The organism is Sulfurihydrogenibium subterraneum DSM 15120 (assembly GCF_000619805.1).
GTDB lineage: Bacteria > Aquificota > Aquificia > Aquificales > Hydrogenothermaceae > Sulfurihydrogenibium > Sulfurihydrogenibium subterraneum.
This window is the reverse complement of record NZ_JHUV01000009.1, coordinates 138,205-162,353: the sequence shown is the minus strand read 5'-3', so window position 1 is coordinate 162,353 and position 24,149 is coordinate 138,205. Positions and strand designations below refer to the sequence as shown.

Annotated in this window: 25 protein-coding genes, 1 tRNA gene and 1 CRISPR repeat array; of the genes, 13 read left to right on the top strand and 13 right to left on the bottom strand. The window is 32.8% G+C overall.

Going from position 1 to position 24,149, the window contains the following annotated elements:
- Positions 1–31: 31 nt before the first annotated feature.
- From ahcY to Q385_RS0103880, 5 genes are all read left to right on the top strand, one after another.
- Positions 32–1,288, top strand: a complete 1,257-nt coding sequence (gene ahcY, locus Q385_RS0103900; protein WP_028950408.1) for an adenosylhomocysteinase — start codon at positions 32–34, stop codon at positions 1,286–1,288.
- Positions 1,289–1,315: 27 nt separating this feature from the next.
- Positions 1,316–1,540 carry a DUF465 domain-containing protein gene (locus Q385_RS0103895; RefSeq protein WP_028950407.1) on the top strand — a complete coding sequence of 75 codons (225 nt, stop codon included), beginning with the start codon at positions 1,316–1,318 and terminating at the stop codon, positions 1,538–1,540.
- A 106-nt stretch (positions 1,541–1,646) separates the two neighbouring features.
- Positions 1,647–2,330 carry a CDGSH iron-sulfur domain-containing protein gene (locus Q385_RS0103890; RefSeq protein WP_028950406.1) on the top strand — a complete coding sequence of 228 codons (684 nt, stop codon included), beginning with the start codon at positions 1,647–1,649 and terminating at the stop codon, positions 2,328–2,330.
- A 2-nt stretch (positions 2,331–2,332) separates the two neighbouring features.
- Positions 2,333–2,560, top strand: coding sequence for a hypothetical protein (locus Q385_RS09485; RefSeq protein WP_028950405.1), 228 nt, complete (start codon positions 2,333–2,335; stop codon positions 2,558–2,560).
- Positions 2,561–2,615: 55 nt separating this feature from the next.
- Positions 2,616–3,188: an NAD(P)H-dependent oxidoreductase gene (locus Q385_RS0103880; protein WP_028950404.1), complete on the top strand. Its 573-nt coding sequence runs from the start codon at positions 2,616–2,618 to the stop codon at positions 3,186–3,188.
- Between the two features lie 488 nt (positions 3,189–3,676).
- Positions 3,677–4,234: a CRISPR direct-repeat array (repeat unit 29 nt; unit sequence CTTTCTATCCCACATAGTTCAGACAAAAC).
- Positions 4,235–4,538: 304 nt separating this feature from the next.
- Here the strand turns inward: Q385_RS0103880 and Q385_RS0103875 are convergent.
- A tRNA-Ser gene (locus Q385_RS0103875) sits at positions 4,539–4,626 on the bottom strand.
- 80 nt (positions 4,627–4,706) lie between these two features.
- Here Q385_RS0103875 and Q385_RS0103870 point away from each other — a divergent pair.
- Genes Q385_RS0103870 through Q385_RS0103850 form a run of 5 tightly spaced genes read left to right on the top strand, consistent with a single transcriptional unit; the run spans position 4,707 to position 9,595 of the window.
- Positions 4,707–5,006: a hypothetical protein gene (locus Q385_RS0103870; RefSeq protein ID WP_028950403.1), complete on the top strand. Its 300-nt coding sequence runs from the start codon at positions 4,707–4,709 to the stop codon at positions 5,004–5,006.
- A 19-nt stretch (positions 5,007–5,025) separates the two neighbouring features.
- Positions 5,026–6,474, top strand: a complete 1,449-nt coding sequence (gene gatB, locus Q385_RS0103865; RefSeq protein ID WP_028950402.1) for an Asp-tRNA(Asn)/Glu-tRNA(Gln) amidotransferase subunit GatB — start codon at positions 5,026–5,028, stop codon at positions 6,472–6,474.
- Positions 6,471–7,781, top strand: coding sequence for an adenylosuccinate lyase (gene purB, locus Q385_RS0103860; protein ID WP_028950401.1), 1,311 nt, complete (start codon positions 6,471–6,473; stop codon positions 7,779–7,781). The genes gatB and purB overlap by 4 nt, the downstream gene beginning before the upstream one ends.
- A 10-nt stretch (positions 7,782–7,791) precedes the next feature.
- A complete protein-coding gene (miaB, locus tag Q385_RS0103855; RefSeq protein ID WP_028950400.1) occupies positions 7,792–9,105 on the top strand; it encodes a tRNA (N6-isopentenyl adenosine(37)-C2)-methylthiotransferase MiaB in 1,314 nt (437 codons plus the stop codon).
- Between the two features lies 1 nt (position 9,106).
- Positions 9,107–9,595, top strand: a complete 489-nt coding sequence (locus Q385_RS0103850; RefSeq protein ID WP_245596359.1) for a bifunctional nuclease family protein — start codon at positions 9,107–9,109, stop codon at positions 9,593–9,595.
- On the opposite strand, the gene Q385_RS0103845 is transcribed toward Q385_RS0103850, so the two are convergent.
- Genes Q385_RS0103845 through Q385_RS0103830 form a run of 4 tightly spaced genes read right to left on the bottom strand, consistent with a single transcriptional unit; the run spans position 9,592 to position 12,333 of the window.
- Entirely contained in the window at positions 9,592–10,524 is a 933-nt protein-coding gene (locus Q385_RS0103845; RefSeq protein WP_028950398.1) for a beta-ketoacyl-ACP synthase III, read from the bottom strand. The two genes, Q385_RS0103850 and Q385_RS0103845, sit on opposite strands and share 4 nt — an antisense overlap.
- The gene (gene plsX / locus Q385_RS0103840; protein ID WP_028950397.1) at positions 10,514–11,575 is read right to left on the bottom strand and encodes a phosphate acyltransferase PlsX; all 1,062 of its coding nucleotides are present in this window, start codon (positions 11,573–11,575) and stop codon (positions 10,514–10,516) included. Before plsX ends, Q385_RS0103845 begins: the two co-directional genes overlap by 11 nt.
- Positions 11,576–11,752, bottom strand: a complete 177-nt coding sequence (gene rpmF, locus Q385_RS0103835) for a 50S ribosomal protein L32 (RefSeq protein ID WP_028950396.1) — start codon at positions 11,750–11,752, stop codon at positions 11,576–11,578. It abuts the gene before it with no gap.
- Positions 11,753–11,799: 47 nt separating this feature from the next.
- Positions 11,800–12,333, bottom strand: a complete 534-nt coding sequence (locus Q385_RS0103830; RefSeq protein ID WP_245596358.1) for a YceD family protein — start codon at positions 12,331–12,333, stop codon at positions 11,800–11,802.
- A gap of 36 nt (positions 12,334–12,369) precedes the next feature.
- On the opposite strand from Q385_RS0103830, the gene dcd reads away from it, so the two are divergent.
- Entirely contained in the window at positions 12,370–12,909 is a 540-nt protein-coding gene (gene dcd, locus Q385_RS0103825) for a dCTP deaminase (protein WP_028950394.1), read from the top strand.
- On the opposite strand, the gene Q385_RS0103820 is transcribed toward dcd, so the two are convergent.
- The 3 genes from Q385_RS0103820 to Q385_RS0103810 all read right to left on the bottom strand — a co-directional run bounded on the left by Q385_RS0103820 (position 12,910) and on the right by Q385_RS0103810 (position 17,465).
- Positions 12,910–14,316, bottom strand: coding sequence for a sigma-54-dependent transcriptional regulator (locus Q385_RS0103820; RefSeq protein ID WP_028950393.1), 1,407 nt, complete (start codon positions 14,314–14,316; stop codon positions 12,910–12,912).
- Positions 14,306–16,021, bottom strand: a complete 1,716-nt coding sequence (locus tag Q385_RS0103815; protein WP_245596357.1) for an ATP-binding protein — start codon at positions 16,019–16,021, stop codon at positions 14,306–14,308. The genes Q385_RS0103820 and Q385_RS0103815 overlap by 11 nt, the downstream gene beginning before the upstream one ends.
- A gap of 310 nt (positions 16,022–16,331) precedes the next feature.
- On the bottom strand, positions 16,332–17,465 hold the full coding sequence (locus Q385_RS0103810; protein WP_028950391.1) for an NAD(P)H-dependent flavin oxidoreductase: 1,134 nt from the start codon (positions 17,463–17,465) through the stop codon (positions 16,332–16,334).
- Between the two features lie 111 nt (positions 17,466–17,576).
- On the opposite strand from Q385_RS0103810, the gene Q385_RS08850 reads away from it, so the two are divergent.
- Positions 17,577–19,199, top strand: coding sequence for an RNA-guided endonuclease InsQ/TnpB family protein (locus Q385_RS08850; protein WP_051524389.1), 1,623 nt, complete (start codon positions 17,577–17,579; stop codon positions 19,197–19,199).
- A gap of 45 nt (positions 19,200–19,244) precedes the next feature.
- Here Q385_RS08850 and Q385_RS0103800 read toward each other — a convergent pair whose 3' ends face one another.
- The 4 genes from Q385_RS0103800 to Q385_RS0103785 are packed head-to-tail and all read right to left on the bottom strand — an operon-like array spanning position 19,245 to position 22,261.
- A complete protein-coding gene (locus Q385_RS0103800) occupies positions 19,245–19,631 on the bottom strand; it encodes a hypothetical protein (protein ID WP_028950390.1) in 387 nt (128 codons plus the stop codon).
- Positions 19,632–19,641: 10 nt separating this feature from the next.
- Complete coding sequence (locus Q385_RS0103795) at positions 19,642–20,907, bottom strand: MFS transporter (RefSeq protein WP_028950389.1); 1,266 nt, start codon at positions 20,905–20,907, stop codon at positions 19,642–19,644.
- Positions 20,908–20,939: 32 nt separating this feature from the next.
- Positions 20,940–21,788, bottom strand: coding sequence for a cytochrome c biogenesis CcdA family protein (locus Q385_RS0103790; protein ID WP_028950388.1), 849 nt, complete (start codon positions 21,786–21,788; stop codon positions 20,940–20,942).
- Between the two features lie 2 nt (positions 21,789–21,790).
- Positions 21,791–22,261, bottom strand: a complete 471-nt coding sequence (locus tag Q385_RS0103785) for a TlpA family protein disulfide reductase (protein ID WP_028950387.1) — start codon at positions 22,259–22,261, stop codon at positions 21,791–21,793.
- A 137-nt stretch (positions 22,262–22,398) separates the two neighbouring features.
- Between Q385_RS0103785 and nadA the strand changes: the two genes are divergently transcribed.
- The gene (gene nadA / locus Q385_RS0103780; RefSeq protein ID WP_028950386.1) at positions 22,399–23,319 is read left to right on the top strand and encodes a quinolinate synthase NadA; all 921 of its coding nucleotides are present in this window, start codon (positions 22,399–22,401) and stop codon (positions 23,317–23,319) included.
- On the opposite strand, the gene Q385_RS0103775 is transcribed toward nadA, so the two are convergent.
- Positions 23,309–24,148 (bottom strand): metal ABC transporter substrate-binding protein, encoded by an 840-nt coding sequence (locus Q385_RS0103775; protein ID WP_028950385.1) that lies wholly within the window; start codon positions 24,146–24,148, stop codon positions 23,309–23,311. The genes nadA and Q385_RS0103775 overlap by 11 nt on opposite strands.
- Between the last annotated feature and the right edge of the window lies 1 nt (position 24,149).

The following is a 24,149-nucleotide window of genomic DNA, read 5'->3' as shown; positions in this document are numbered from 1 at the left end:
ATAATTTTTTAACAAAATTAAGGAGGACTTTATGGATTACCACATAAAAGACATCTCTCTTGCTGATAAAGGACTGCTGAGAATTCAGTGGGCAGAAAAAGATATGCCTGTTTTAAGGCAGATAAGGGAAAGATTTAAAAAAGAAAAACCTTTAAAAGGTATAACAATTGGAGCTTGCCTTCACGTTACTACAGAAACAGCAAACCTTATGATAACCTTAAAGGAAGGTGGAGCTGATGTATACCTTACAGCTTCAAACCCTCTTTCAACCCAAGACGATGTGGCAGCTGCATTGGTTAAATACTTTGAAATACCAGTTTTTGCTATTCATGGAGAAGACAGAGACACTTACTACGAACATCTAAACGCAGTTTTAGACAAAAAACCTAACATTACGATGGACGATGGAGCTGATTTAATATCTCTGCTTCACAAAGAAAGACAAGATTTAGCGTCAAACGTTTACGGAGGAACGGAAGAAACAACCACAGGTGTAATCAGATTAAAAGCAATGGCAAAAGAAAAAGTGTTAAAATTCCCAGTTATAGCGGTAAACGATGCATACACAAAACACCTTTTTGACAACAGATACGGAACTGGACAGTCAACTATTGACGGTATTTTAAGAGCTACTAACAGACTTATAGCAGGGTCTAAGTTTGTAGTTGCAGGGTATGGTTGGTGTGGTAAAGGTGTAGCAATGAGAGCAAGAGGTATGGGAGCCGACGTTATCATTACAGAAGTAGACCCACTTAAAGCGTTAGAAGCTGTGATGGACGGCTACAGAGTAATGCCTATGATAGAAGCTGCAAAAATAGGAGACTTTTTCGTTACAGTGACAGGAAATATAAACGTTATAGATAGACAGCACTTAGAAGTTATGAGAGACGGAGCCATCGTCAGCAACTCTGGACATTTTGACGTAGAGATAAACCTAAATGCATTACAAGAAATGGCTGTAAAAACAAGAGATATAAGAGAAAATGTTAAAGAGTATACCCTTAAAGATGGAAGAAACATTTACGTTTTAGCAGAAGGAAGGTTGGTTAACTTAGCAGCTGCAGAAGGACATCCAGCACAAGTTATGGATATGTCTTTTGCAAATCAAGCATTATCAGCAGAGTTTGTGTATAAAAATGCAGATAAATTAGAAAAAACTGTTTATAAAGTTCCAGATGAACTCGACTTTGAAGTTGCAAGATTAAAACTTCAAGCTATGGGAGTACAGATAGATACATTAACACCTGAGCAGGTAAAATATTTATCAAGCTGGGAACACGGCACTTAAAAAAATTTTAAATAAAGGAGTGAAGCTATGACAAGGGAAGAAGCAATTCAAAAACTTTTAGAAACAGACGAAGAGTTTAAACACTGGTACGAAGAACACAAAGATTTAGAATGGAAAGTTTCTAAAATTGAAAAACACTTTCCACCTGATCCAGAGCTGGAAGCAGAAGAAGAAAGATTAAAAAGAAGAAAACTTTACCTTAAAGATTTGATGGAGCTAAAGATAAAAGAGTTTCTATCAAAAAATAGCTAAACCATTCACAGCCCTCTATCTGAGGGCTTTTTTATGACTTAAATCATAGTATATATCAGAATCTATAACCACTTCTTATTCTTAAGTCAAAAGCCGGAGTTAATCAATGAAAATAAAAGTTCTAAAAAATGGTCCATATTTAGTAGAAGGTAATATTCCTCTATACAGAGAAGAAATGATTAGCTATAAAATGATAATACCTCAATCTTGGAAAAAAATGGAAAAATTTGAGACAAAAGAAACTTATGCTTTGTGTAGATGTGGACTATCAAAAAACAAACCTTTTTGTAATGGTTCACATAAACAAGGATTTGATGGTGAAGAAACAGCTGATATTGAGATTAAAGATGAGCATATCAAAACATTTGAAGGACAGGATTTAGACCTTTTAGATATTAAGTATCTTTGTGCATCTGCAAGATTTTGTCTAAAAGGAAAAGGAATATGGGATATCATAAAAGAACCAAATAATAAGGAAAAGTATGAAGATATTTTACAAATAGTTTCAAACTGTCCTTCAGGAAGATTAGTTTTAAAGGATAAAAATGGTAATTACATTGAACCTAATTTAGAAAAAGAGATAACTATTTTAGAAGATAATCTAAAAGGGGTTAGTTCTGCTATATGGGTAAAAGGTGGAATACCGATAGAATCCTCGAAAGGATACATTTATCAGATAAGAAATAGAATTACACTCTGTAGATGTGGAAACTCAAAAAATAAGCCTTTCTGTGATGGAACTCATTTAAAAGTAAAGTTTAAAGATGAAAGTTATTATAAGGGGGAATAACAATGACAGAGCTACATCCACCTACAGTGCATTTTGCAATAGCTTTAACGATGATGGGAGTGATATTTGAAATTTTAGGATTTATATCTAACAGGGAGAGCCTTAAACATGCACCTGCAAAGAAAGGCACTTTAAAAGCTATTGGTAAAGTTTTAAAAATCGGTAAAAGTGTTGCTTTTGCAGTAGTAGAGATAACTTTTAACGATGAACTTGTCGCATATGCAACATGAACTTATGCAATATTAGATTTTAAGCAAAAATAAATTCTCACAAAGGAGGTTTCACATGGATTATCTTATAATCTACGCTCATCCAAATCCAAAGAGTTTTAACTCTGCTATAAAAAGTACTATTGAAGAAACTTTAAAAAATGCAGGAAAAAGCTTTGAAACTGTAGATTTGTACCAAATAAACTTTGACCCAGTGTTAAAACCTCAAGGCTTTGAAGCTATAATGCAAAGCAAAGTTTTAGACGATGTTAAACATCAACAAACCCTTGTAAAAAATGCTGATACACTAGTTGTAATTCATCCAATATGGTGGTACTCAATGCCAGCTATACTAAAAGGATACATAGATAGAGTTTTTTCTTACGGTTTTGCTTACGCTGAAGAAAACGGCGAAATAAAACCACTTCTAACTGACAAAAAAGTAATTATTTTCAATACTATGGGAGAAGATGAAAATACAGCTGTATCTACTGGAATGTCAGAATGTTTGAAAAAGACAATAGGTGGAATATTTACCTTCTGCGGAATGAAAGTTATTCAGCACAAAATATTTTATGCTGTACCATACGTATCAGATGAAGAGAGAAAAAAGATGTTAGAGGAGGTCAAAGCAGTTTTTCGCCTGTAAGAAAAAAATTAAATGAAGTGAAAGCAGAAAATCGAAAACTAAAAATCTTACTTATAGCTTCTATTATTGTAATGATAATCATTGTTTTGGGTTTAAACTTATTTAAAATTAGCTAGAGATTTCTTACAGCTTCCTTGATAGTGTAAAACTTATACACTCTATTTTTCATCATTCAAGGTACACTTACAGATACTAACTGGTAAACAAAGCTATCTTGCAGTGTACCCGTAATGGCCTTCTACCTGCTATCTCTAATAGAGACTCGCAGGTTACTTTTCAAATTAAGTTAAGCGTTAATCTTACCGTCCTTAGAGGCTTTGCCTCTTTCATTAATTATGTTATTCTACTTATTCTTAAAACTTTTAATATTCTTTTGCTTTCATATACATAATTATATAATCTTTCGATATGATTTGTCAATAAGTTTTTAGAAACTATAAACGATATCATAATCGTTTTTATAAGCTCTCTGTTTAAAAATTGTAATTAAACCTATCCCACATAGTTCAGACAAAACAGGAATACAGGAAATACTACAACCCAGAAGAAAAACCTTTCTATCCCACATAGTTCAGACAAAACAGGTATCAGTGCAGTCATTCGTGGCAGGGAGAATTACTTTCTATCCCACATAGTTCAGACAAAACTTAGTCCCAGTGATAAAATTTACCTCTCAATACGATGACTTTCTATCCCACATAGTTCAGACAAAACCAAAAAATATTTTGAGATTGATGATGTCATGTTAGAAACTTTCTATCCCACATAGTTCAGACAAAACTTTTTCCTTATGCGGGTGCTATAATAACAGCACTCGTCTTTCTATCCCACATAGTTCAGACAAAACTAGAAAAAATAAAAAAGAAAATAATAAAAAAATGTTCCTTTCTATCCCACATAGTTCAGACAAAACGTAATAAAAGCAGAAGTTGTTAACAAAGCAGCTTCAACTTTCTATCCCACATAGTTCAGACAAAACCAGCTTGTAGCTCTTCTTCAGCTATTTTTTTGATTTTCCTTTCTATCCCACATAGTTCAGACAAAACCCGTTAATTTTTAAAAATAAAAAATTTTAAATAATCAAGTAATGATACTGGTTTGCTGGCAGTTTTTATTTTCGTTAACCGCTCACAAATTGAGGTTAATTGCATCAAACCTCACATAATGCAAATATATTTTCTATTATATTCCCACTTTCACCCTTATCACTACTTGATTATTACAATAATATATTTTCTGTTATCACGATGCAAAACTTAATAATAATTGTTATTAATAAGTTAATTTTACCAGATTATCAAAAACTTAAGTGGGATTAAAACCTATTCGGTTGTCAAGGTAAATGTTAAGCGGAGGAGGAGGGATTCGAACCCCCGGAGGGCTGTCAACCCTCAAGTGATTTCAAATCACCCGCTTTCGTCCACTCAGCCACTCCTCCGTAAGCAGATTTATAATATACTCCAATCTTATAAAAAATTCAAGTATAATATTAAAAAATTTTCACCACAAGGAGTTATTATGCTTGGAGAAACTATCTTAAAATACTGGAAGTTTATTCTTGCAGCTGGAATAATAATGGCAGTTGGAGGTTTATTTTTACAATCAACATCTACAGTTTTAGGGAAAATAGTTGAGTTTTTTGGCTTTGCACTAATAGCCATAGTTGCCTACGTCCTTGGCTATAAAAACGCTAGTGATGAAGCTGAAAAACAGATTAAAGCAGAGTTAGAAAAATTAGCAAAACAAGACATAAGATACAAATTTGCATCAGAGAGAGCTATAAAAAACCTTAAAGCTCCACTTTCTGGAAAAAAATAATCTATAAAGAGGTAAAAAGATGGAGTCAGCTGTAGCTTTAGAAAAAGAGTTTGACGTAGTTATAGGTCTTGAAACCCACGTCCAGATGAACACAAAAACAAAAATGTTTTGTGGATGTAAGGTAGAGTATGGAGCTCCACCTAACACAAACATATGTCCTGTATGCCTTGCCCACCCTGGTAGCTTACCTGTAATAAACAAAACAGCCATTGAGTATGCTGTAAAAGCAGCTTTAGCCTTAAATTGTAAAGTCCACAACCTTTCAATAATGGCAAGGAAAAATTACTTTTATCCTGACCTTCCAAAAGGTTATCAAATATCTCAGTATGACAAACCCTTAGCAACAGATGGCTACATAGAGATAAAGTTAGAAGATGAGTTTAAAAAGATAAGAATCCACAGACTTCATATAGAAGAAGATGCAGGAAAAACCATACACGAAGGTAGCAAATCCTACGTAGATTTAAACAGAGCTGGAACTCCTTTAATGGAAATAGTTACCGAGCCAGATATATCTTCAGCTGAAGAGGCAAGGAAGTATTTAGAAAAACTAAGAAACATAATGAGATACATAGGCGTATCAGAAGCTGATATGGAAAAAGGACAGCTTAGATGTGACGTTAACATATCACTAAAACCAAAAGGCGCAAGCCAACTTGGAACAAAAGTAGAACTTAAAAACATAAACTCATTTAGATTTATAGTAAAAGCCATTGAATACGAAATAGAAAGACAGGCAAAACTCCTAAAAAAAGGAGAAAAAATAATCCAAGAGACAAGACTCTTTGACCCAGATTCAGGTAAAACCTACACAATGAGAACAAAAGAAGAGGCACACGACTACAGATACTTCCCAGACCCAGACCTACTACCAATAGTCTTAAAAGATTCCCAGATAGAAGAGATAAAAAAATCCCTTCCAGAGCTCCCAGACCAAAAGTATCACAGATACATTCAATCCTTTAACCTTCCACCTTATGATGCAGAAGTTTTAACGTCAGATAAAAATCTTGCAAACTACTTTGAAGAAGTAATTAAACACTTTTCACAAAATCCAAAATTAGTCTCAAACTGGATTCTAAACGAACTACTTGGAAGATTAAACGAAAAAGGTATAGAAATAGAAAATTCACCTATTTCACCTGTTAGTTTTGCAGAGCTTATATCTCTCATAGCAGATGGAACAATATCAGGAAAGATAGCAAAAGAAGTCTTTGACATTGCCTTTGAAACAGGAAAATCACCAAAAAGTATAGTAGAAGAAAAGGGTTTAAAACAAATATCAAACGAAGATGAAATCAGGTCTATAGTAAAAGCAGTCTTAGAAAAACACCCAGCAGAAGTAGAAAAATACAAATCAGGAAACGAAAAAATATTAGGATTTTTAGTAGGTCAAATAATGAAAGAAACAAAAGGAAAAGCAAATCCACAACTTGTTAACAAAATACTAAAAGAGGAGCTCTCATGATAAAAAGATACACAAGAGAACAGATGGGTTATATATGGAGCGAAAAAAATAAATTTCAAAAATGGCTTGATGTAGAGATAGCCGTTTGTAAGGCTTGGAATAAAATGGGGAAAATCCCAGACGATGCTTTAAAAGAAATTATAGAAAAGACTCATATAGATGACCAAACAGTAGAAAAGATACACGAGCTTGACAAAATATACAACCACGACGTTTTAGCATTCGTAACAGCTGTAGCCCAACAGGTAGGAGAAAACGGAAGGTACATACACCTTGGACTTACTTCCTCGGATGTTATAGATACAGCTTTAGCCCTTGTTATGAGAGAAGCTTTAGACCTACTTATAGAAAGTGTTGACGAGCTTTTAGAGATACTTAAAGAAAATGCATTTAAATACAAAGATACTGTTATGATGGGAAGGACTCACGGAGTTCACGCTGAACCAATGGTTTTCGGCTTAAAGTTTGCCCTGTGGTATGAAGAGTTTAAAAGAAATAAAAGAAGACTTGAAAATGCAAGGGAAGTAGTGTCAGTAGGAACAATTTCAGGAGCTGTTGGAACCTATTCAAACATTCCACCACAACTTGAAGAACTTACCCTTGCAGAGCTTGGACTAAAACCTGAGCCTGTTGCAAATCAGGTTATACAAAGAGATAGACATGCAGAGTTTATGACGGCTATGGCAATAACAGCTTCTTCATTAGAAAAAATAGCAGTTGAGATAAGACACTTACAAAGGACTGAAGTTTTAGAAGCTCAAGAACCATTTAAAAAAGGACAAAGAGGCTCTTCCGCAATGCCTCACAAGAAAAATCCTATAACCTGTGAGAGAATTACAGGACTTGCAAGAGTAATAAGGGCAAACGCAATTCCAGCAATGGAAGATATAGCCCTATGGCACGAAAGAGATATATCCCACTCATCAGTTGAAAGAGTTATTATGCCTGATACTGCCATAGCCCTTGATTACATACTACACCTTACAAAAAATGTTTTAAAAGACTTAGTTGTCTATCCTGAAAACATGAGAAAAAATATGGATAAATCAAAAGGTTTATACTTCTCATCAAAAGTATTGGTTGCACTGGTAGAAAAAGGACTATCAAGAGACGAAGCTTACGATATAGTCCAGAGAAACGCTATGAAAGCTTGGGATACAGAAGGACTAATGTTTAAGGATACCCTCTTACAAGACCCTGATGTTAATTCACGCTTGACAAAAGAAGAAATAGACAAAATTTTTAATGTTGATGAATTTTTAAAGAATATTGATTATATATACAAAAGAGTTTTTGAAAACAAATAAGAGGTAAGGAATGAAGTATTACATAAGAACTTTTGGCTGTCAGATGAACGTTAACGACTCTGAAAAGATGGCAGGTATATTAAAAACATTAGGTTATGAGCCAGCAGAAGACTGGAAAGATGCAGACGTCATTTTAGTAAATACCTGCTCTGTAAGAGAAAAACCAGACCAAAAAGTTTTATCCGCTTTAGGAGAGTTTAAAAAAATAAAAAAAGATAAACCAAACGCAGTTATTGGCGTTTGTGGATGCTTAGCCCAGAGAGCAGGCTACGAGATACTACAAAAAGCTCCTTTTATAGATATGGTTTTTGGAACAACAAACATACACCATCTACCACAGCTCCTTGAAGAAGCAAAATCTGGAAACAAAGCAGTTGAAATACTTGAAGAGATAGACGAAAACGAAAATCTTTTAGACCAGTTTCCAACGGTCAGAGAAAATAAATACACAGCTTTTGTAACTGTTATAAGAGGATGTGATAAAAAGTGTACTTACTGTATAGTTCCTACAACAAGAGGAAGAGAAAGAAGCCGTAGAATAGGAGACATTTTAAGAGAAGTCCAATTTTTAGTAGAAGATGGCGTTAAAGAGATTCATTTAATAGGTCAAAACGTAACGGCATACGGTAAAGACTTAGGAGACGTTAAATTCTGGGAGCTCTTGCAAGCTGTAGCCAGCGTTCCAGATGTAGAAAGAATAAGATTTACCACAGGACACCCAAGAGACTTAGACGAAGACACGATAAAAGTAATGGCAGACCTACCACAAGTATGTGAAGCTCTTCACCTTCCTATACAGGCAGGGTCTGATAAAATACTACAAGCAATGGATAGAGGCTACACACAAAAAGAGTATCTTCAAAAGATTGAGCTACTTAAAAAGTACATTCCTGACATAGCTCTTTCTACTGACATAATCGTAGGATTTCCAGGAGAAACTTACGAAGATTACCTTGAAACCGTTAAAGTTATAAAAGAAGTAGAGTACAACCAAGTGTTTGCATTTAAATACTCACCAAGGCCAGGAACGCCAGCAGCTGATATGCCTATGACAGAATCACCAGAAACAGTATCAAAATGGCTAAACGACTTGATAAACATACAAAAAGATATAACTTTTAAGAAGAATTTATCTTACGAAGGAAAAACGGTAGAAGTCTTAATAGAAGAGATAAACGAAGAAGGAAAATTAACTGGAAGAACAAGGACTAACAAGTTAGTCCACGTAGAAGGTCCACAGGATTATATTGGACAAATTGTAAATGTAAAAATTGAAAAAGTAAATAGATTTTCTTTAGAAGGAAGAATAAACGGAGGCGATTAAAATGATGGTAGAAATGGACGTACAAGGAATCACTTTAGACCCAATTACAAACATGCCTGTTTTAGTGCTAAAAGGGAAAGAAACCAACGATATTCTTACTATCTGGATAGGAGTTTTTGAAGCAAACTCGATAGCTATGTATTTAGAGTGTATGACCTACCCAAGACCATTAACGTACGATTTAATAACAACACTAATAGAATCTTTATCTTCAACAGTGGAAAAAGTAAATATACATACTGTAAAGGATAATACGTTCTACGCTTCAATAATTCTGAAAGATGCAAACGGAAATATAGTTGAAGTAGATGCAAGACCAAGTGATGCTGTGAACATAGCCTTAAGGTCAGGAAGTCCGATATACGTATCCCAAGAAGTCTTAAACCAGGTAAAAAATGGAAATAAAGAAATAGATTTAGAAGAAGAAGATATAAAAGAGTGGATAGACTCTCTAAAACCAGAAGATTTTGAAAAGAATATAGAGTTTTAAAATCTTATAACTACAGCTCCCCACGTTAAACCGCCACCAAAGGCAGTTAAAAGAATATAATCATCTCTATTTATTTTTCCTTCTTTATAAGCCTCATACATAGCAATAGGTATAGAGGCTGCACTTGTATTTCCATACTTATGAATATTAACGTAAACTTTTTCTTTTGGAATTTCTAACTTTTCTGCCAATGCATCTATTATTCTAATATTTGCTTGATGAGGTATTACAAGTTTTATATCATCTTTTGTTAATCCAGCCTTGGCTAAAGCTTTATTACAAGCTTGCTCCATAGATTTTATAGCATGTTTAAACGTTTCTCTTCCTTGCATTCTCAGTTTTTCACCAACTTGACAGTGAAGCAATTGCCAGTGAGAACCTTCAGATTTCATAACTGTAGAAAGTATATCACTACTATCATTGGATTTAGACAAAACAATCGCTCCCGACCCATCTCCAAAAAGTACTGCAGTAGTTCTATCAGACCAATCTATTATCTTAGAAAAAACTTCACTTCCTACAACTAAAATGTGATTTGCTTTTCCAGATTTTATAAAACTATCAGCTATAGTAAGACCATATATAAACCCACTACAAGCAGCTGAAAAGTCAAAAGCCATTGGATTTTTACATCCTAACTTATCAGATAGAAAACAGGCTGTTGATGGGAATATCATATCAGGGGTAGATGTTGCAACTAAAATAACGTCAATATCTTTTGGAGATATTCCAGCCATCTCTATAGCTTCTTTTGATGAATGTAATGCTAAATCACTTGCCTTTACCCACTCATCAGCTATATGCCTTTCTTTTATACCTGTTCTTGTTGTAATCCATTCGTCTGATGTATCCAATATTTTTTCTAAATCAAAGTTTGTTAAGACTCTTTCTGGAACGTACATTCCAAGGCCAGTTATTTTACTGCCCATTTAAATCTCCATTTAAATCATCTTCTTTGGATTTTCTTAACTCTTCTGGAAGTAGTAGATTTATATTATCTAATAACTTTTTGTTAAAGTCGTGATTCACAAATTCAGATGCAAATTTTAAAGCATTTTTTATAGCTCTCTCGTCAGCTCTTCCGTGGGTTATTATACATGTTCCTTTAGTCCCTAAAAGAGGGGCCCCTCCGTATTCTGCGAAATCTGCTTTCTTTTTAAATCTTCTTAAAGCAGGTAGCATAAGAGCAGCTCCTATCTTAGAGACTAAACTTTTTTCTACTTCTTCTTTAATCATTTCAAGAATTATCATTCCAAGGCTTTCACTGGTTTTTAAAACTACATTTCCTACAAATCCATCACACACAATAACGTCAAAATCTCCAGTAAAAATGTCTCTCCCTTCTGCATTACCTACAAAGTTTAAATTTGTCATTTTAAGAAGTGGATATGTATCTTTCACAAGTTCGTTTCCTTTTCCTTCTTCCTCTCCTATGCTTAGTATTCCTACACGAGGATTATCAGAGGTTTTTAGTATCTCTTTTACATATGTATGTCCCATCACTGCAAAGTAAAGAAGATGTCTTGGTCTGCTGTCAACATTTGCTCCTACATCTATTAAAACAGTTCTTCCACCTTTTTTATTCGGGAAAGCAACTGCAATTCCGGGTCTTTCTATTCCTTCAGCAGCTCCAATTATAAACTTTCCTACACTCATAGCTGCGCCAGTATTTCCTGCTGAAACAAAAGCAGAAGCTTTCTCTTCTCTTACAAGTTTACCGGCTACATGCATTGAAGAGTTTCTTTTTTTTCTTAGAGCTACAGAAGGAGCTTCGTGCATCTCTATAACTTCAGGAGCATTGATAATTTCTATAGGTAGATTTTCTATTGATAGATTATGTTTTTTGATTTCTTGTTTTAGGATTTCTTCATTCCCTACTAAGTAAACTCCTATTTTATACTCTTTTGCAAATTCTATCGCACCTTTTATATTACAGAGAGGAGCGTAGTCTCCTCCCATTGCATCAAGGGCTATATACACTTATACGACCTCAATTACCTCTTTATTTTTGTAGTATCCACAGTGAGGGCAAACTCTGTGGGGAGCTTTTGGCTGTCCACACTCAGGGCATAAAGATAAGCCTGGTAATGATAGTTTCCACTGTGCTCTTCTCATTGCTGTTTTAGCTTTTGATTTTTTCCTCTTTGGTACTGCCATATCTAAAAAACCTCCTTTTTCAAAATTAAAGCAAATATTATACCAGATTACTTTAGAAGTTTTTGAAGTTTTGCAAAAGGAGATTCTTTTCTTCTCATCTTAATTTCACAATCGCAAGATTCTTCGTTTTTGTTAATACCACAGTAAGGACATAAACCTTTACAATCTTCACTACATAACACTTTCATAGGTGTGTTAACTATAATCTCTTCTCTAACAAACTCATTTAAGTTAAACTTTTCTTCATCTTCCAAGTATTCAGAGTATAGGTCTTCTTCAGTTAGTTCTTGATGTTTATCTAAATTTTTTGTAAATACTATACTTTCTGTAAAGTCAAACTTTTGAGGAAAAACTGTTAAACATCTATCACAACTCATATTTATAGTTGTGTTTAAAGTTATCGTAATTACGTATCCATCTTTGTCTTTTAAAAGATGTAGTTTAATGTCTAAGTCTTTATCTTCAGGATAATAATTTTCTGGTAAGTCTAAATCTTTTAAAGGAATTTTTAAATCTATTTCTTTAAAAGGCTCTCTTTTAAGCTCTTCTTTAAGATTTAGATAAATAGTCAACTTAAACACCTCTTTTATAAAAAAATTTTGCTATAATATAATACAATGATTTTAAATGACAAGACCATAAGAAAGTATATAAGTGAAGGCTTACTTGTTATAGACCCTCTTGATGATGTTCAGATACAACCATCTTCTGTAGATTTAAGACTTGGATACGACTTTTTAGTTTATCCAGAAGATATTGACGTTTTAGATGTAAAAGACCCTTATTTTTCAAACAGATTGGTAAAAGAGGAAGCTTCTACAGAAGGTTTTATAATAAAACCTAAACAGTTTGTCTTAGCAACAACTATAGAGTATATAAAACTTCCAGATTTTATAACTGCTTTTGTAGAGGGAAGGTCTTCTTTAGGCAGGCTTGGACTTTTTATAGAAAATGCTGGATGGGTAGATGCAGGGTTTGAAGGAACTATTACCCTTGAATTTTACAATGCAAACTCTGTCCCTATAAAGATATACCCAGAGATGAGAATATGTCAGCTGGTTTTTGCTCAAATGGTAGATAAAGCCGAGAAGCCTTACAGAGGAAAGTACCAAGGTCAAAGAGGTACTACAGGTTCTAAAATATTCTTAGATAAATAATCACTCTTTTCTAAACTCTGAAGGGTCTACACCGTACTTTTTAAGAAGTTTTTGTAAAGACTGTCTCTCTATATTTGCAAGTCTTGCGGCTCTGGAAATATTTCCTTTTGTGAAAGCAAGAAGATTTTTTAAATACTTAGTTGTAAAGGTCTGGTCGTTTAACTTTTTTGCCAAGTTGTAATCAAAAATCATAGCTTTACTGTTATCCTGCCCTGATATGTAGGAAGGTAAACAGGAAGCATCTATGTATTCTTTTTTTGCAAGGGCGATTATACAAGCTTCCCTTACAACGTTTTCAAGTTGACGAACATTTCCTTCCCAGTGATAGTTAACAAGAAGTTGTAAAGCTTCTTGTGTAAATCCTTTTATATTTGTTTGATAATTTTTGTTGAACTCTTCTAAAAAGTGGTAGGCCAAAATAGGAATATCTTCCTTTCTCTCTCTTAAAGGTGGTATCTCTATCTTTATTCCTTCTAGTCTGTAGTAAAGGTCTTCTCTGAATTTCCCTTCTTTTACAAGTTGTTTTAGGTCTTTGTTTGTAGCTGCTATCACTCTAACGTCAACCTTTTTAGAAACTGTATCTCCTATTCTCCTTACTTCTTTTTCTTGTAAAAATCTTAAAAATTTAGCTTGAAGGTCTAAAGGCATCTCTGATATTTCATCTAAGAAGACAGTTCCTCCATCTGCCATCTCTAATATACCTGCTCTGTCTGTGTCAGCTCCAGTAAAAACGCCTTTTTTAACGCCAAAAAATTCAGATTCCATAACATCTTTAGAAATAGTTGCACAGTTTATAGGTAAAAATATTTTGTTTCTTCTATTACTTAAATTATGTATAGCCTTCGCAAATAACTCTTTACCTACACCACTTTCACCGTATATCAAAACTGTAAAGTCAAAGTTAGCAATTTTTTTCAAATACTCTAAAATCTCTTTCATTAAGGGGTTTACAGTAATTATATTTTCTATATCAGAAGAGTTTTTTAGAGTAGCCAAATAGTTTTTGTAAAAAATAGTATTTTTCTTAGATTTAGAAAGTTCTATAGCTTCCTTTATCATGTTCCAAGTTCTTTCATCGTTAAAATCGATAGGTTTTGATATGTAATCAAACGCACCATGTTTCATACAATCTACAGCTGTATCAACTGTTCCGTAAGCGGTTAAAACTATGAAACTGGAGATGTCATTAAATTTTCTTATCTCTTTTAAAAATTCGTCGCCAGTCATTTGTGGCATTTTAAGGTCTGATATTATAAGGTCGTAATCGTTCTGTTTCACCATTTCAATAGCTTTTTTTGGGTCTGGAGATATGTCAACTTTATAGCCTTCATCTTCAAGAATCTCTTTAAATGACAACAAAATGTCTTCTTCGTCATCTACTAAAAGTATGTAGCCTTTACTTTCCATCATCTCCCTCTCTATACAAAGGTAGTTCTACTGTAAATTCTGTGCCTTTCCCTTCCTCGCTTTCAACGTATATTTTACCACCGTGGCTTTCTACAATTCTATAAGCGACAGCAAGACCAAGTCCTGTACCACTTTCTTTTGTTGTAAAAAATGGTTCAAAAATTTTATCCAAGTATTCTGAAGGAATCCCTATTCCCGTATCCTTTATTTTAATTATGACTTTACCATCTTTTTTATTCTTATAAGTTTTTATAATTATAGAACCTTTGTTCTTTATAGATTCTATTGCATTTATTAAAATATTTATAAATAACTGAACTAAAGCATTTTTATCACCTTTAATATAAGCATTAGTCAATCTTTTAGAAATTGAAATATCGGATCTTTTGGCTTGCAAAAAGGATAATTTTATTGCTTCTTCTAGAACTTCCTTCAAAGTTATAGTTTCGACTTTGGAATAATAAGGTTTAGTAAAATTCAGCAACCTTTCAACTATATCGTTTGCCCTATGAACATTTCTTTCTATCCTATCAATCGGTCCTAAAAGATCATCAATGTTTTCTTTACAAGCTTTGTTAATTTTTCTCTTTAACGAATACGCGCTCTGGTTTATTATAGATAAAGGATTTTTAACTTCATGGGATATACTTGCAACCAATCTTCCAATGACTGCCAACTTTTCAGACTGTAGTATTTGATTTTCCATTTCTACTTTTTCTGTAATATCTTCTATAATTATAACAATATTTTCGATAGTTTCTTCTTGAGTTAAAATTGGAAAAGCTTTTATTTCCCAAATTTTTTTTGGATTTTCTGAAATTGTTATTTTTTTCTCAAAACTCTTTTTTGAGTTTATAACTTCTTTAAATTCATTCTCCATATTTTTTAAAATAGTAAAATGTCCAAAGAAATTTTCAGATTCTTCATCTTCCCTAAGTAAGATTTTGGCTGATTTGTTGATAAGTTCTATATTAAATTCCTTATTTAAAACAATAATTCCTAAATCTATAGATTCTATAGTTTTTTGTACTAAATCTCTCAATTTAATTTTTTCTAAAAGAAAGTTAGTTTTTGCAATAGATGTTGATATAGTGTTAGCATAAGTGATTAAAAATTCTACCTCTTCAGCAGTAAGGGGGATCTTAGAGTAAACTCCTATCATCCCCAAATTTTGATTTTCACTTGTTAAAGGAATTAAAACAACTTTGTTATCGTCATAAAGAGCTACAGAATATTCATCAGAATTGACGTAAATTTTGTAGTTTGGAAAAAATCCTTCTTTTTTTTGAATACCTTCCTTTGTAAGTTTTACAAAAGTCCCACTGTAGCCCATATTAACAAGCCCCTCAACTATCTTATTTGCCATATCTGAGGACGAAAGTTCTTTAACTGTAAAAATACTTAATTTAAAAAGTTCTTTTAACTTTTTATAAGCTGTTTGAAGTTTAAACTCTAACTTTTCAAACTCTCTTTTTATCTCACTATCTATCGTTTTTGCAACTGAAATTTTAAAACTCTCTTTTTCGTCTTCAATTTTTGATAGATAATTAAGAATGTTATAAAAAGAAATAAATACTAATATTAATCCTAACGATAAAAATTCATTAAAGTAAGATATGAAAGATAAAAAAATAGATAATGTATAAAAAATAACTGTTTGTCTATTTGATGTTAGAGAGAACGTAAATAGTGGTAAATAACTCATCGAAACTAATAAATCTCTAACATTAGAAAAGTAAAAACTAAATCCAGATAACAAGAAATAGTAAAAAAACAAAATAATGTATCTTTTTTTATTTGGATTAAAAAGGGAAACGGCAAGTAAAAAAATTATAAATGGAAATAAAGTAAAAGCGTACGTTTTATAATAAAGGTATAACTCTAATAATGAAACAAAAAAAGCTATGATTGTATAAAAAACAGATTCATATTTAACTTCTCTATGCTTAGTTAGATAAAATACTCCAAAGTATACAATCCAACCTGTAAGTAAAGCCTCCACCCTTTTACCATTTTTAAGTTTTTACTAATTCTATTTCTTCTGGAATTTCCTGCCCAGAAGGAATACCTTCCACCAATTCTCTTATAAGGTCTTTTACAGATACGAGCCTTTTTATCCTATAGCCGTTTGCACCTGAAAAGAATAGTCCTGTTTCTACCCTTCCAAGGTAGGCATCTCCCAGCCTATCTGCTATACAGTAGCCTACTTTTTTAGCCTCTTCTCCGTGGTTGCAAGGAACTACACAGTTAGAAGCACATTTAACCTCTGGAGCTGTACCATTCTCTATATCTTTAATCAGCTTTGTAACTATCCCTCTTGCAGGATATCCAACAGGAGATTTTAAAAGAACAATATCTTCCTTTTTCGCGTTTATTATAACTTTTTTAAACTCCATAGAAGCATCACATTCGTATGTACCTACAAACCTTGTTCCCATCTGAACACCAGCTGCACCTTGAGAAATGTACCACTCAATATCTTCTTTACTCCATATACCACCGGCCACTATAACGGGAAAGTCTCCCCACATGTCTCTCTCTTTTAAAACTTCTGGTAGTAGGTTTTCCAGTTGGTATTCAGGTTTAAAACAGTCTTCGTAAGGGATACCTTGGTGTCCACCAGATAAAGGTCCTTCTAAAACTACTGCATCAGGTAGTCTGTTGTATTTTTTCTTCCAGTGTTTACATATCACTCTTAATGCCCTTGCAGATGATACTATTGGTACTAATGCAGCGTCTGACCCTTCAGCGTATTCTGGCAGTCTAAGTGGAAGTCCTGCTCCAGATATAATAATGTTTGCTCCTGCTTCAATTGAATCTCTAACAACTCTGTCATAGTCTGTAATTGCACAAAGTATGTTAACACCTATTACAGCTTTTTCTCCACCTGCAATCTCTTTAGCATCTTTTATTATTTTTGTCAGAGCTTCTTTATTGTGTATATACTTACTACCTACAGGTCTTCCATCTTTTAATTTAACGTAGTTAGGATGTCTATAACCTGTTCCAACAGAGGATACAACACCAAGACAGCCATTTTTGCTTACGTTTCCAGCTAAGTTCTCCCAAGATATACCTACTCCCATACCTCCTTGTATTATAGGATACTCTATCTCATATTTTCCTATTCTTAATGTTGGTAGTGCCATTTTTAAACCTCTCTTTTTAGTGAATATATAGCCTATAGTTTCTTAAAACTTATTGACAAATTATATCAAAAAATTATATGATTATACAAATAAAAGCAAAAAAAATATTAAATGCAATTAAATAAAACAGCAAAAAGAATACTAAGCATCAGGATAAGCGGAAAACAGAGAAAAGAAAAAATATCAAACCTTCTATACTCATTAGCGCAATTTAGAAACCTGCTTATTATCTTCAACAAAATATATCAACAAAACTACGGAAGATGGATACTAAATGAGAGTTATCTGTATGCACTTGTAAATAATAAAGGTTATAAACCAAGAGAAAGTAAAGAGAATTTCATAGAAAAACTTAAAGAATTTAAAACTATTACAGATAATATAGAGAAAGTAAACCAGCTAAAAGATTTTCAAGATAAACTAATAAAACAAAAACAAAAAATAAAAAACAACTACACAGTCCAAACACTAATAAGACAACTTATAAAAGACTACAAAAGTTTTTTCAAAAGCATACAAAAATATAAAGAAAATTCAAATTCCTTCAATGCAATTCCAAGACCACCAAAAGCTAAAAAATTAAAAGACATTCCATCATTTACAGCAGAACTTAATGTAAACACATTTAAAGTATTAGAAGAAGAAAAAGGAAAACATCTACTAATAACACTAACAAATAATAAAGAAGAAAAACAGTATCTAAAAGTAAAATTACCAAAAGACTTTAACTATGAAATAAAATCAGCAAGAATAAAGTTTATAGCAAGCGATATATACGTGGATATAGTTTACACAATACCAGAAACACAAATTAACTCTAATCAAGAAAAAACACACATAGCAGGAATAGATTTAGGACTTGATAATCTAATAACACTCTTTTCAACAAACAAAGAATTACAGACAATAATAGTATCAGGCAAAGAAATAAAATCAATAAATCAGTGGTATAACAAAGAAAAAGCAAAACTGCAATCAAAAATAGATAACATTCAAAACCAGATAAACAAACTACAAAAAGACAATTTAGATACAACAGCCTTAGAGAAAGAAAAGAAACTACTAATAAAAAAACAAAAAGAATTATCAGCATACAGAAACAGATGGATAACAGATACATTCCATAAGATAACAAGAAAAATAACAGACTTTTTAAATGAAACAGGACATAAAGAAGTCTATATAGGAAAAGGAGCAACAGAAAGTAAAAACGGAATAAACCTCAGCACAAAAACAAACCAAAACTTTGTAAACATACCTTTTAGAAAGCTAATAAATCAGTTAAAATATAAATTAGAAGAATACGGAGTAAAATTAACAGAAGTAGCAGAAGAATTTACAAGTAAGACATCACCATTTGCAGATTTACACAAAGTATTAGAAACAGGGAAAGAGTATTTAAAAGCAAAAACGGAAGGGAATGAAGGAATTTTAAAGCAGTTAAAAGAGAAATTAAACCAACTTTATAACGGAATAAGAATAAAAAGAGGGCTATATAAAGATAACATAACGAATAAAGTATTTAACGCAAATGCAGTAGGGAGTTATAACATATTAAGGAAAGAGGCAAAGCCTCTAATAGACGAGGAAACACTAATAGACAAACTTTCGAGGCCGATAAGATTAACACTTAACTTAATTTCAAAAGTAACCTGCGAGTCTTTATTAGAGATAGCAGGTAGAAGGCCATTACGGGTACACTGCAAGAGAACACTGGTAAACAATTTTTTATAATCTTTTGATTACATTTGTTTACCAGTTAGTATCTGTAAGTGTACCTTATAACTCTGGAAGAGCCTTTTTAGCTTTTAGAATGTTAAAGATCTGTTTATAAAATTCTGGTTCTCCTAGTTCAAATGCAAGACTGTCTATTATATACTTGTCTTTTTGTTTATATCCTTTTGCTATGTAATCTGCAACAAACACCCCAGGTCTTCTTTTGTGCTCGTAAGCAAGTTGTCCTATAACTCCTACGTCGTTTTTATTGACTTTATATACAAAGTTCATTCCTAGTATAGTTTTTACGGCAAAGTTTGAAAGTACATGGTCTTCTAAAGCTTGTCTTATAAGATCTTTTTCATCTTGCTGAGGAGTTTCCTGCTGTTTATCTTCTGTTGTAGTATTTTCTTGTAAATCTTCAAAGTTAAATTTTACAACCTTAGCCATATACAACTCCTTAATAAAGTGGTTTGTTTTTAGTCTCTTTTATAAACAATGTAGTAATAAATACAATAAATGCAACAGCAGAAAGGTAAAAAGACGGAGATAATGGATTTTGTGTTTTAGATATTAAATAAGTTGCAACCAAAGGAACAGTCCCGCCAAATATACCAAGTGCTATATTGTATCCTACAGAAAATGCTGTATTCCTAACGTCAGCAGGAAAAGTTTCTATTAAGAAAGTAGGAAGTATAGCCATAAATCCTGAAGATATTACAGCAAATAAAACATGTGCTACTATGATTTTTGTAATATCTCCAGTAAGTATTAATTTAAACAAAAAGACTGAAGAAACGCTGTAAAAGAAAGTTGAGACCAATAAAAACGGTTTTCTACCTACTTTATCAGAAAAGTAAGCCATTATAGGTATCATTAGAATTAAAACAAACATTGCAAGACTGTTTATAAATAAAGCTGTAGAAGGTTTTATGTTCAACACTTTCTGATAATAGGTTGGTAAGTAAACAAACAGTAGAAAAAAGGCAACACCTTGTAAGGAGCTATAAATAATCGACGTTAAAAATTCTTTTGGATGATGAATAAACGTCTTTAAAAGTGGATTTTTTGTTTTATTTTCTTCTTCAATGGCTAAAAATATTGGAGTTTCTTCAGCCTTTCTTCTAAGAAAAATACCTACAAACGCAAGGACTATACCAAACAGAAAACCTATCCTCCATCCAAAAGCTTCTAAACTCTCTTTATCAAAAACAGAAGTGAGAAAAGCTCCCATCAAAGACCCAAACATTATACCTATTACAGCTCCAAGCAGATTTATACTGCCGTAAAATCCTCTCTTTTCATCAGGAGAATGCTCTACAACAAATGAGACAGAAGTTGTGTACTCTCCTCCTGTAGATATACCTTGAAGTATTCTTAGGATTATAAGAAGTATGGGAGCTAAAATACCAATATCGTTGTAGGTAGGAAGCAGTCCTATAAAAAAGGTAGGAAAAGCCATTAAGAATATAGAGATAATTAAAGCTTTTTTTCTACCGTACTTATCACCTATATAACCAAGAATAACAGAGCCTAAAGGTCTAAAGAAAAAACCAACTGCAAAAGCTCCAAAAGATGCAAGCAAGGATACAACCTCGTTATCAGAAGGAAAAAAAAGTTTTGATAGAATAACCGCTAAATAACCGTAAAGTGTAAAATCGTACCACTCTAAGATGTTGCCCACCATTCCAGATAGGGCAACTTTCTTTGTAGAAACGTTAGCCATCAACACCTCGGTTTTTTTATTCTATTATAGCATTAACCGAGCATTGATGATATTTTCTCAAAGTTTCCTGTCATTAAAAGAATGCCTATAAGGATAAGAAGTATTCCTCCTGCAACCTCAATAAATAAAAAGTATTTTCTTACTACTGCAAAAAACTTAAAAAATAGATTTATAGCAGCTGCAGTTAGTACAAATGGTATACCTAATCCCATAGAGAAAGCAAATAGAAGGAGCATTCCTTGGTTTACTGTCTCCTGCTGAGAAGCAACAAGTAGTATAGCACCTAAAATAGGTCCTATACAAGGAGTCCATCCTAAAGCAAAGGCAAGTCCTACTAAAAAAGCTCCAATTGGACCTGGTGGTTTTTTCCTTACTTCCGTTGTTTTCTGTTCATACAGAATTCTGTAAGCTCCTGAAAAATAAAATACAACCAAAGATAATCCAAGTAGAAAAATAAAAAACCCTGTACTAAAATACTGTTTTAACGATATTATTTCATAAAGGTAGTACAGTAAAGACAACCCACCTATTGATAAAACAAATACTTTAGCTTTGGCTGACTGTAAAACTCCTGTAAAGTGAATACCTAAAAGTATTACAACAATTGCAGCAATCTTTGATATAACAGATTTATACTCTTGCAGAAACTGACCTACAAAAGTAGATGCAGCTCCAAGTAGAGTAAATACAATAGAAAATCCTAAAACAAAAGCTACAGCTGATATTACTGTTTGCCAGTCTATCTTTTTTTCTGTATCAACAGAGGTTGCAGATACGCCAGATATGTAAGCGATATATCCAGGTATTATAGGAAGGACGCAAGGAGATAAAAATGCAAGTATCCCTCCTAAAAATGCAGCCCATAGTGTTATATTTTCCATCTTTACGCTCCTTGTTTTTGAAGTTGTTTATCTATTGCCTCTTTTATTTTTTCTATCGGTTGTGGTCCTATAAAAATCTTTCCTATTGTGTTATCTTTACCTAAAATGTAGGTTATAGGAGTACCTATAATTCTATACTTTTCCATAACTTGGTAATTACCGATTAAAACAGGAAAAGAAAAGCCTATCTCTTTTTTAGCTTTTTTAATTTTTTGAGGGTCTTCTGTATCTATCACAATAGCGTAAAACTTTACTTTATCTTTATACTGCTGATACAACTTTTCTAACTCTGGAAGCTCTTTTCTACAAGAGTGGCAGGTAGTTGCCCAAAAGTTTAGTAAAACTACACTATCTTTTAAGTCTGAAAGTTTTACAACTTTTCCATCTTCATCTTTTAAACTAAATTCTGGAGCTTTCATCTCTCCAAAAGAAAATCCAAAGATTACAAGCAGTAAAATTAAAAATCTTCTCATACAAACCTCCATTATACACATTAATTTAAAGTTAAAATTATTTAACCATAAAATAAATGATTTTTATCATCGGTTCCTATATTGAATAAAAACAACTTGTGTTATAAATTATTAACAAATTTTTATGGGGGTGTTTAGTGGATAACATTGTAGAAAGAATAAATCAGCTGAAGAAAGAAAAAAACGCAGTTATACTTGCCCACTACTACCAAAGACCAGAGATACAGGATATAGCAGATTACATTGGAGACTCTTTAGAGTTGTCAAGAGTAGCTCAAAAGTCTGATGCTGACATAATAGTTTTCTGCGGTGTTAGATTTATGGCAGAAACGGCAAAGATACTAAACCCTACAAAGAAAGTCCTCCATCCTAACCCTGAAAGTGGTTGCCCAATGGCAGATATGGCAACAGTGGAAGGAGTAAAAAAGTTAAAACAGCAACATCCAGACGCTGTAGTAGTATCTTACATAAATACAAACGCAGATGTAAAAACAGTATCGGACATAATAGTTACTTCAAGAAATGCGGTTAAAGTTGTAAAGTCGTTAGATGCAAAAAAAATAATATTTGTGCCAGACCAGTTTTTAGGAAGCTATGTAGCAAAACAAGTTCCAGAAAAAGAGTTTATACTTTGGAAAGGTTTTTGTCCTCCCCACTTTAACCTATCAAAAGAAACTCTTTTAGCATTAAAGAAACAGTATCCTGACGCTAAAATAGCAGTCCATCCTGAATGTAATACAGACACTGTAGAGATAGCAGACTTTGTAGGAAGTACAACTCAGATAATAGAGTACGCTACAACCTGTGAAGCTGACACTGTAATAATAGGTACGGAAGTCGGTATTCATCATTACCTTAAAAAGAAAAATCCTAACAAAAATTATGTTTTCCCTCAAGCTGCAGACTATTGCGGTTCTGTTCACTGCTGTGATATGAAGAAAAATACACTTGATAAAGTTTTGGAAGTGTTAGAAAAAGAGATAAATGAAGTTGTTTTAGATGAAGATACTATAGAAAAAGCAAGAATACCTTTAGAAAAGATGCTGGCTATTGTGTAGCCAGCCCGTTGTAAACTTGGTCTATGTTAAATCTCATCATCTCAATGTAGGAGGTTTTTTCTCCCATAGTATCTAAGAAAACAACCTTTCCACCTACTTGATCTAACACAACCTTCACCGTTTTAGGATTGTAAAACTGTTTTGAAGTAAAGACCGTTTTTACGTTGTATTTTTTCATTTTTTGAATTACGTCTAAAATATGTTTAGGGGTAGGTTCTCTCCCGTGTCCTATCTCTATCTCCGCTAAGTATACTAAACCAAATCTGTTTATAAAGTAAGGAAACTCGTAATGATATGAAACAAAATATTTATTTTTTAGGGTTGAGAGTTTACTTTTACCGTAGTTTAAAACCTCATCACACTGTTTTATAAAGTTTTGAGCATTTTTTTGATAAAACTCTCTGTTTTTTGGGTCTTTTTTAGAAAGTAAAAAAGATACTTCTTTAGCTATAACTTTTGCATTCTCAGGGTCTAACCATACAGCTGGATGAACTTCGTCGTGGTCTTCTTCCTTTATAAGATACATTCCTTTTATATCAATAACTTTTAGTACATTATCTTTTGGAAGAGACTTTACTATACTATCTACATTTGGTTCTCCTGAGCCAATAAAAATAAAGATATCTGCTTTATAAACCTTTTTCATATCTTGAGGTTTGTATTCATAAAGATGAAAGTTCACATTGGAAGGTATTAAATAATCTACTGACACTCTTTCTTTTCCTATTTCTTTTACTATGTCTGCAAGGGGCTTAATTGTGGTTATAACGTTTACTTGTGCAAAAGATGGTAGTATAAGTAGAAAAATCAAAGTGTATATTAGTTTCATA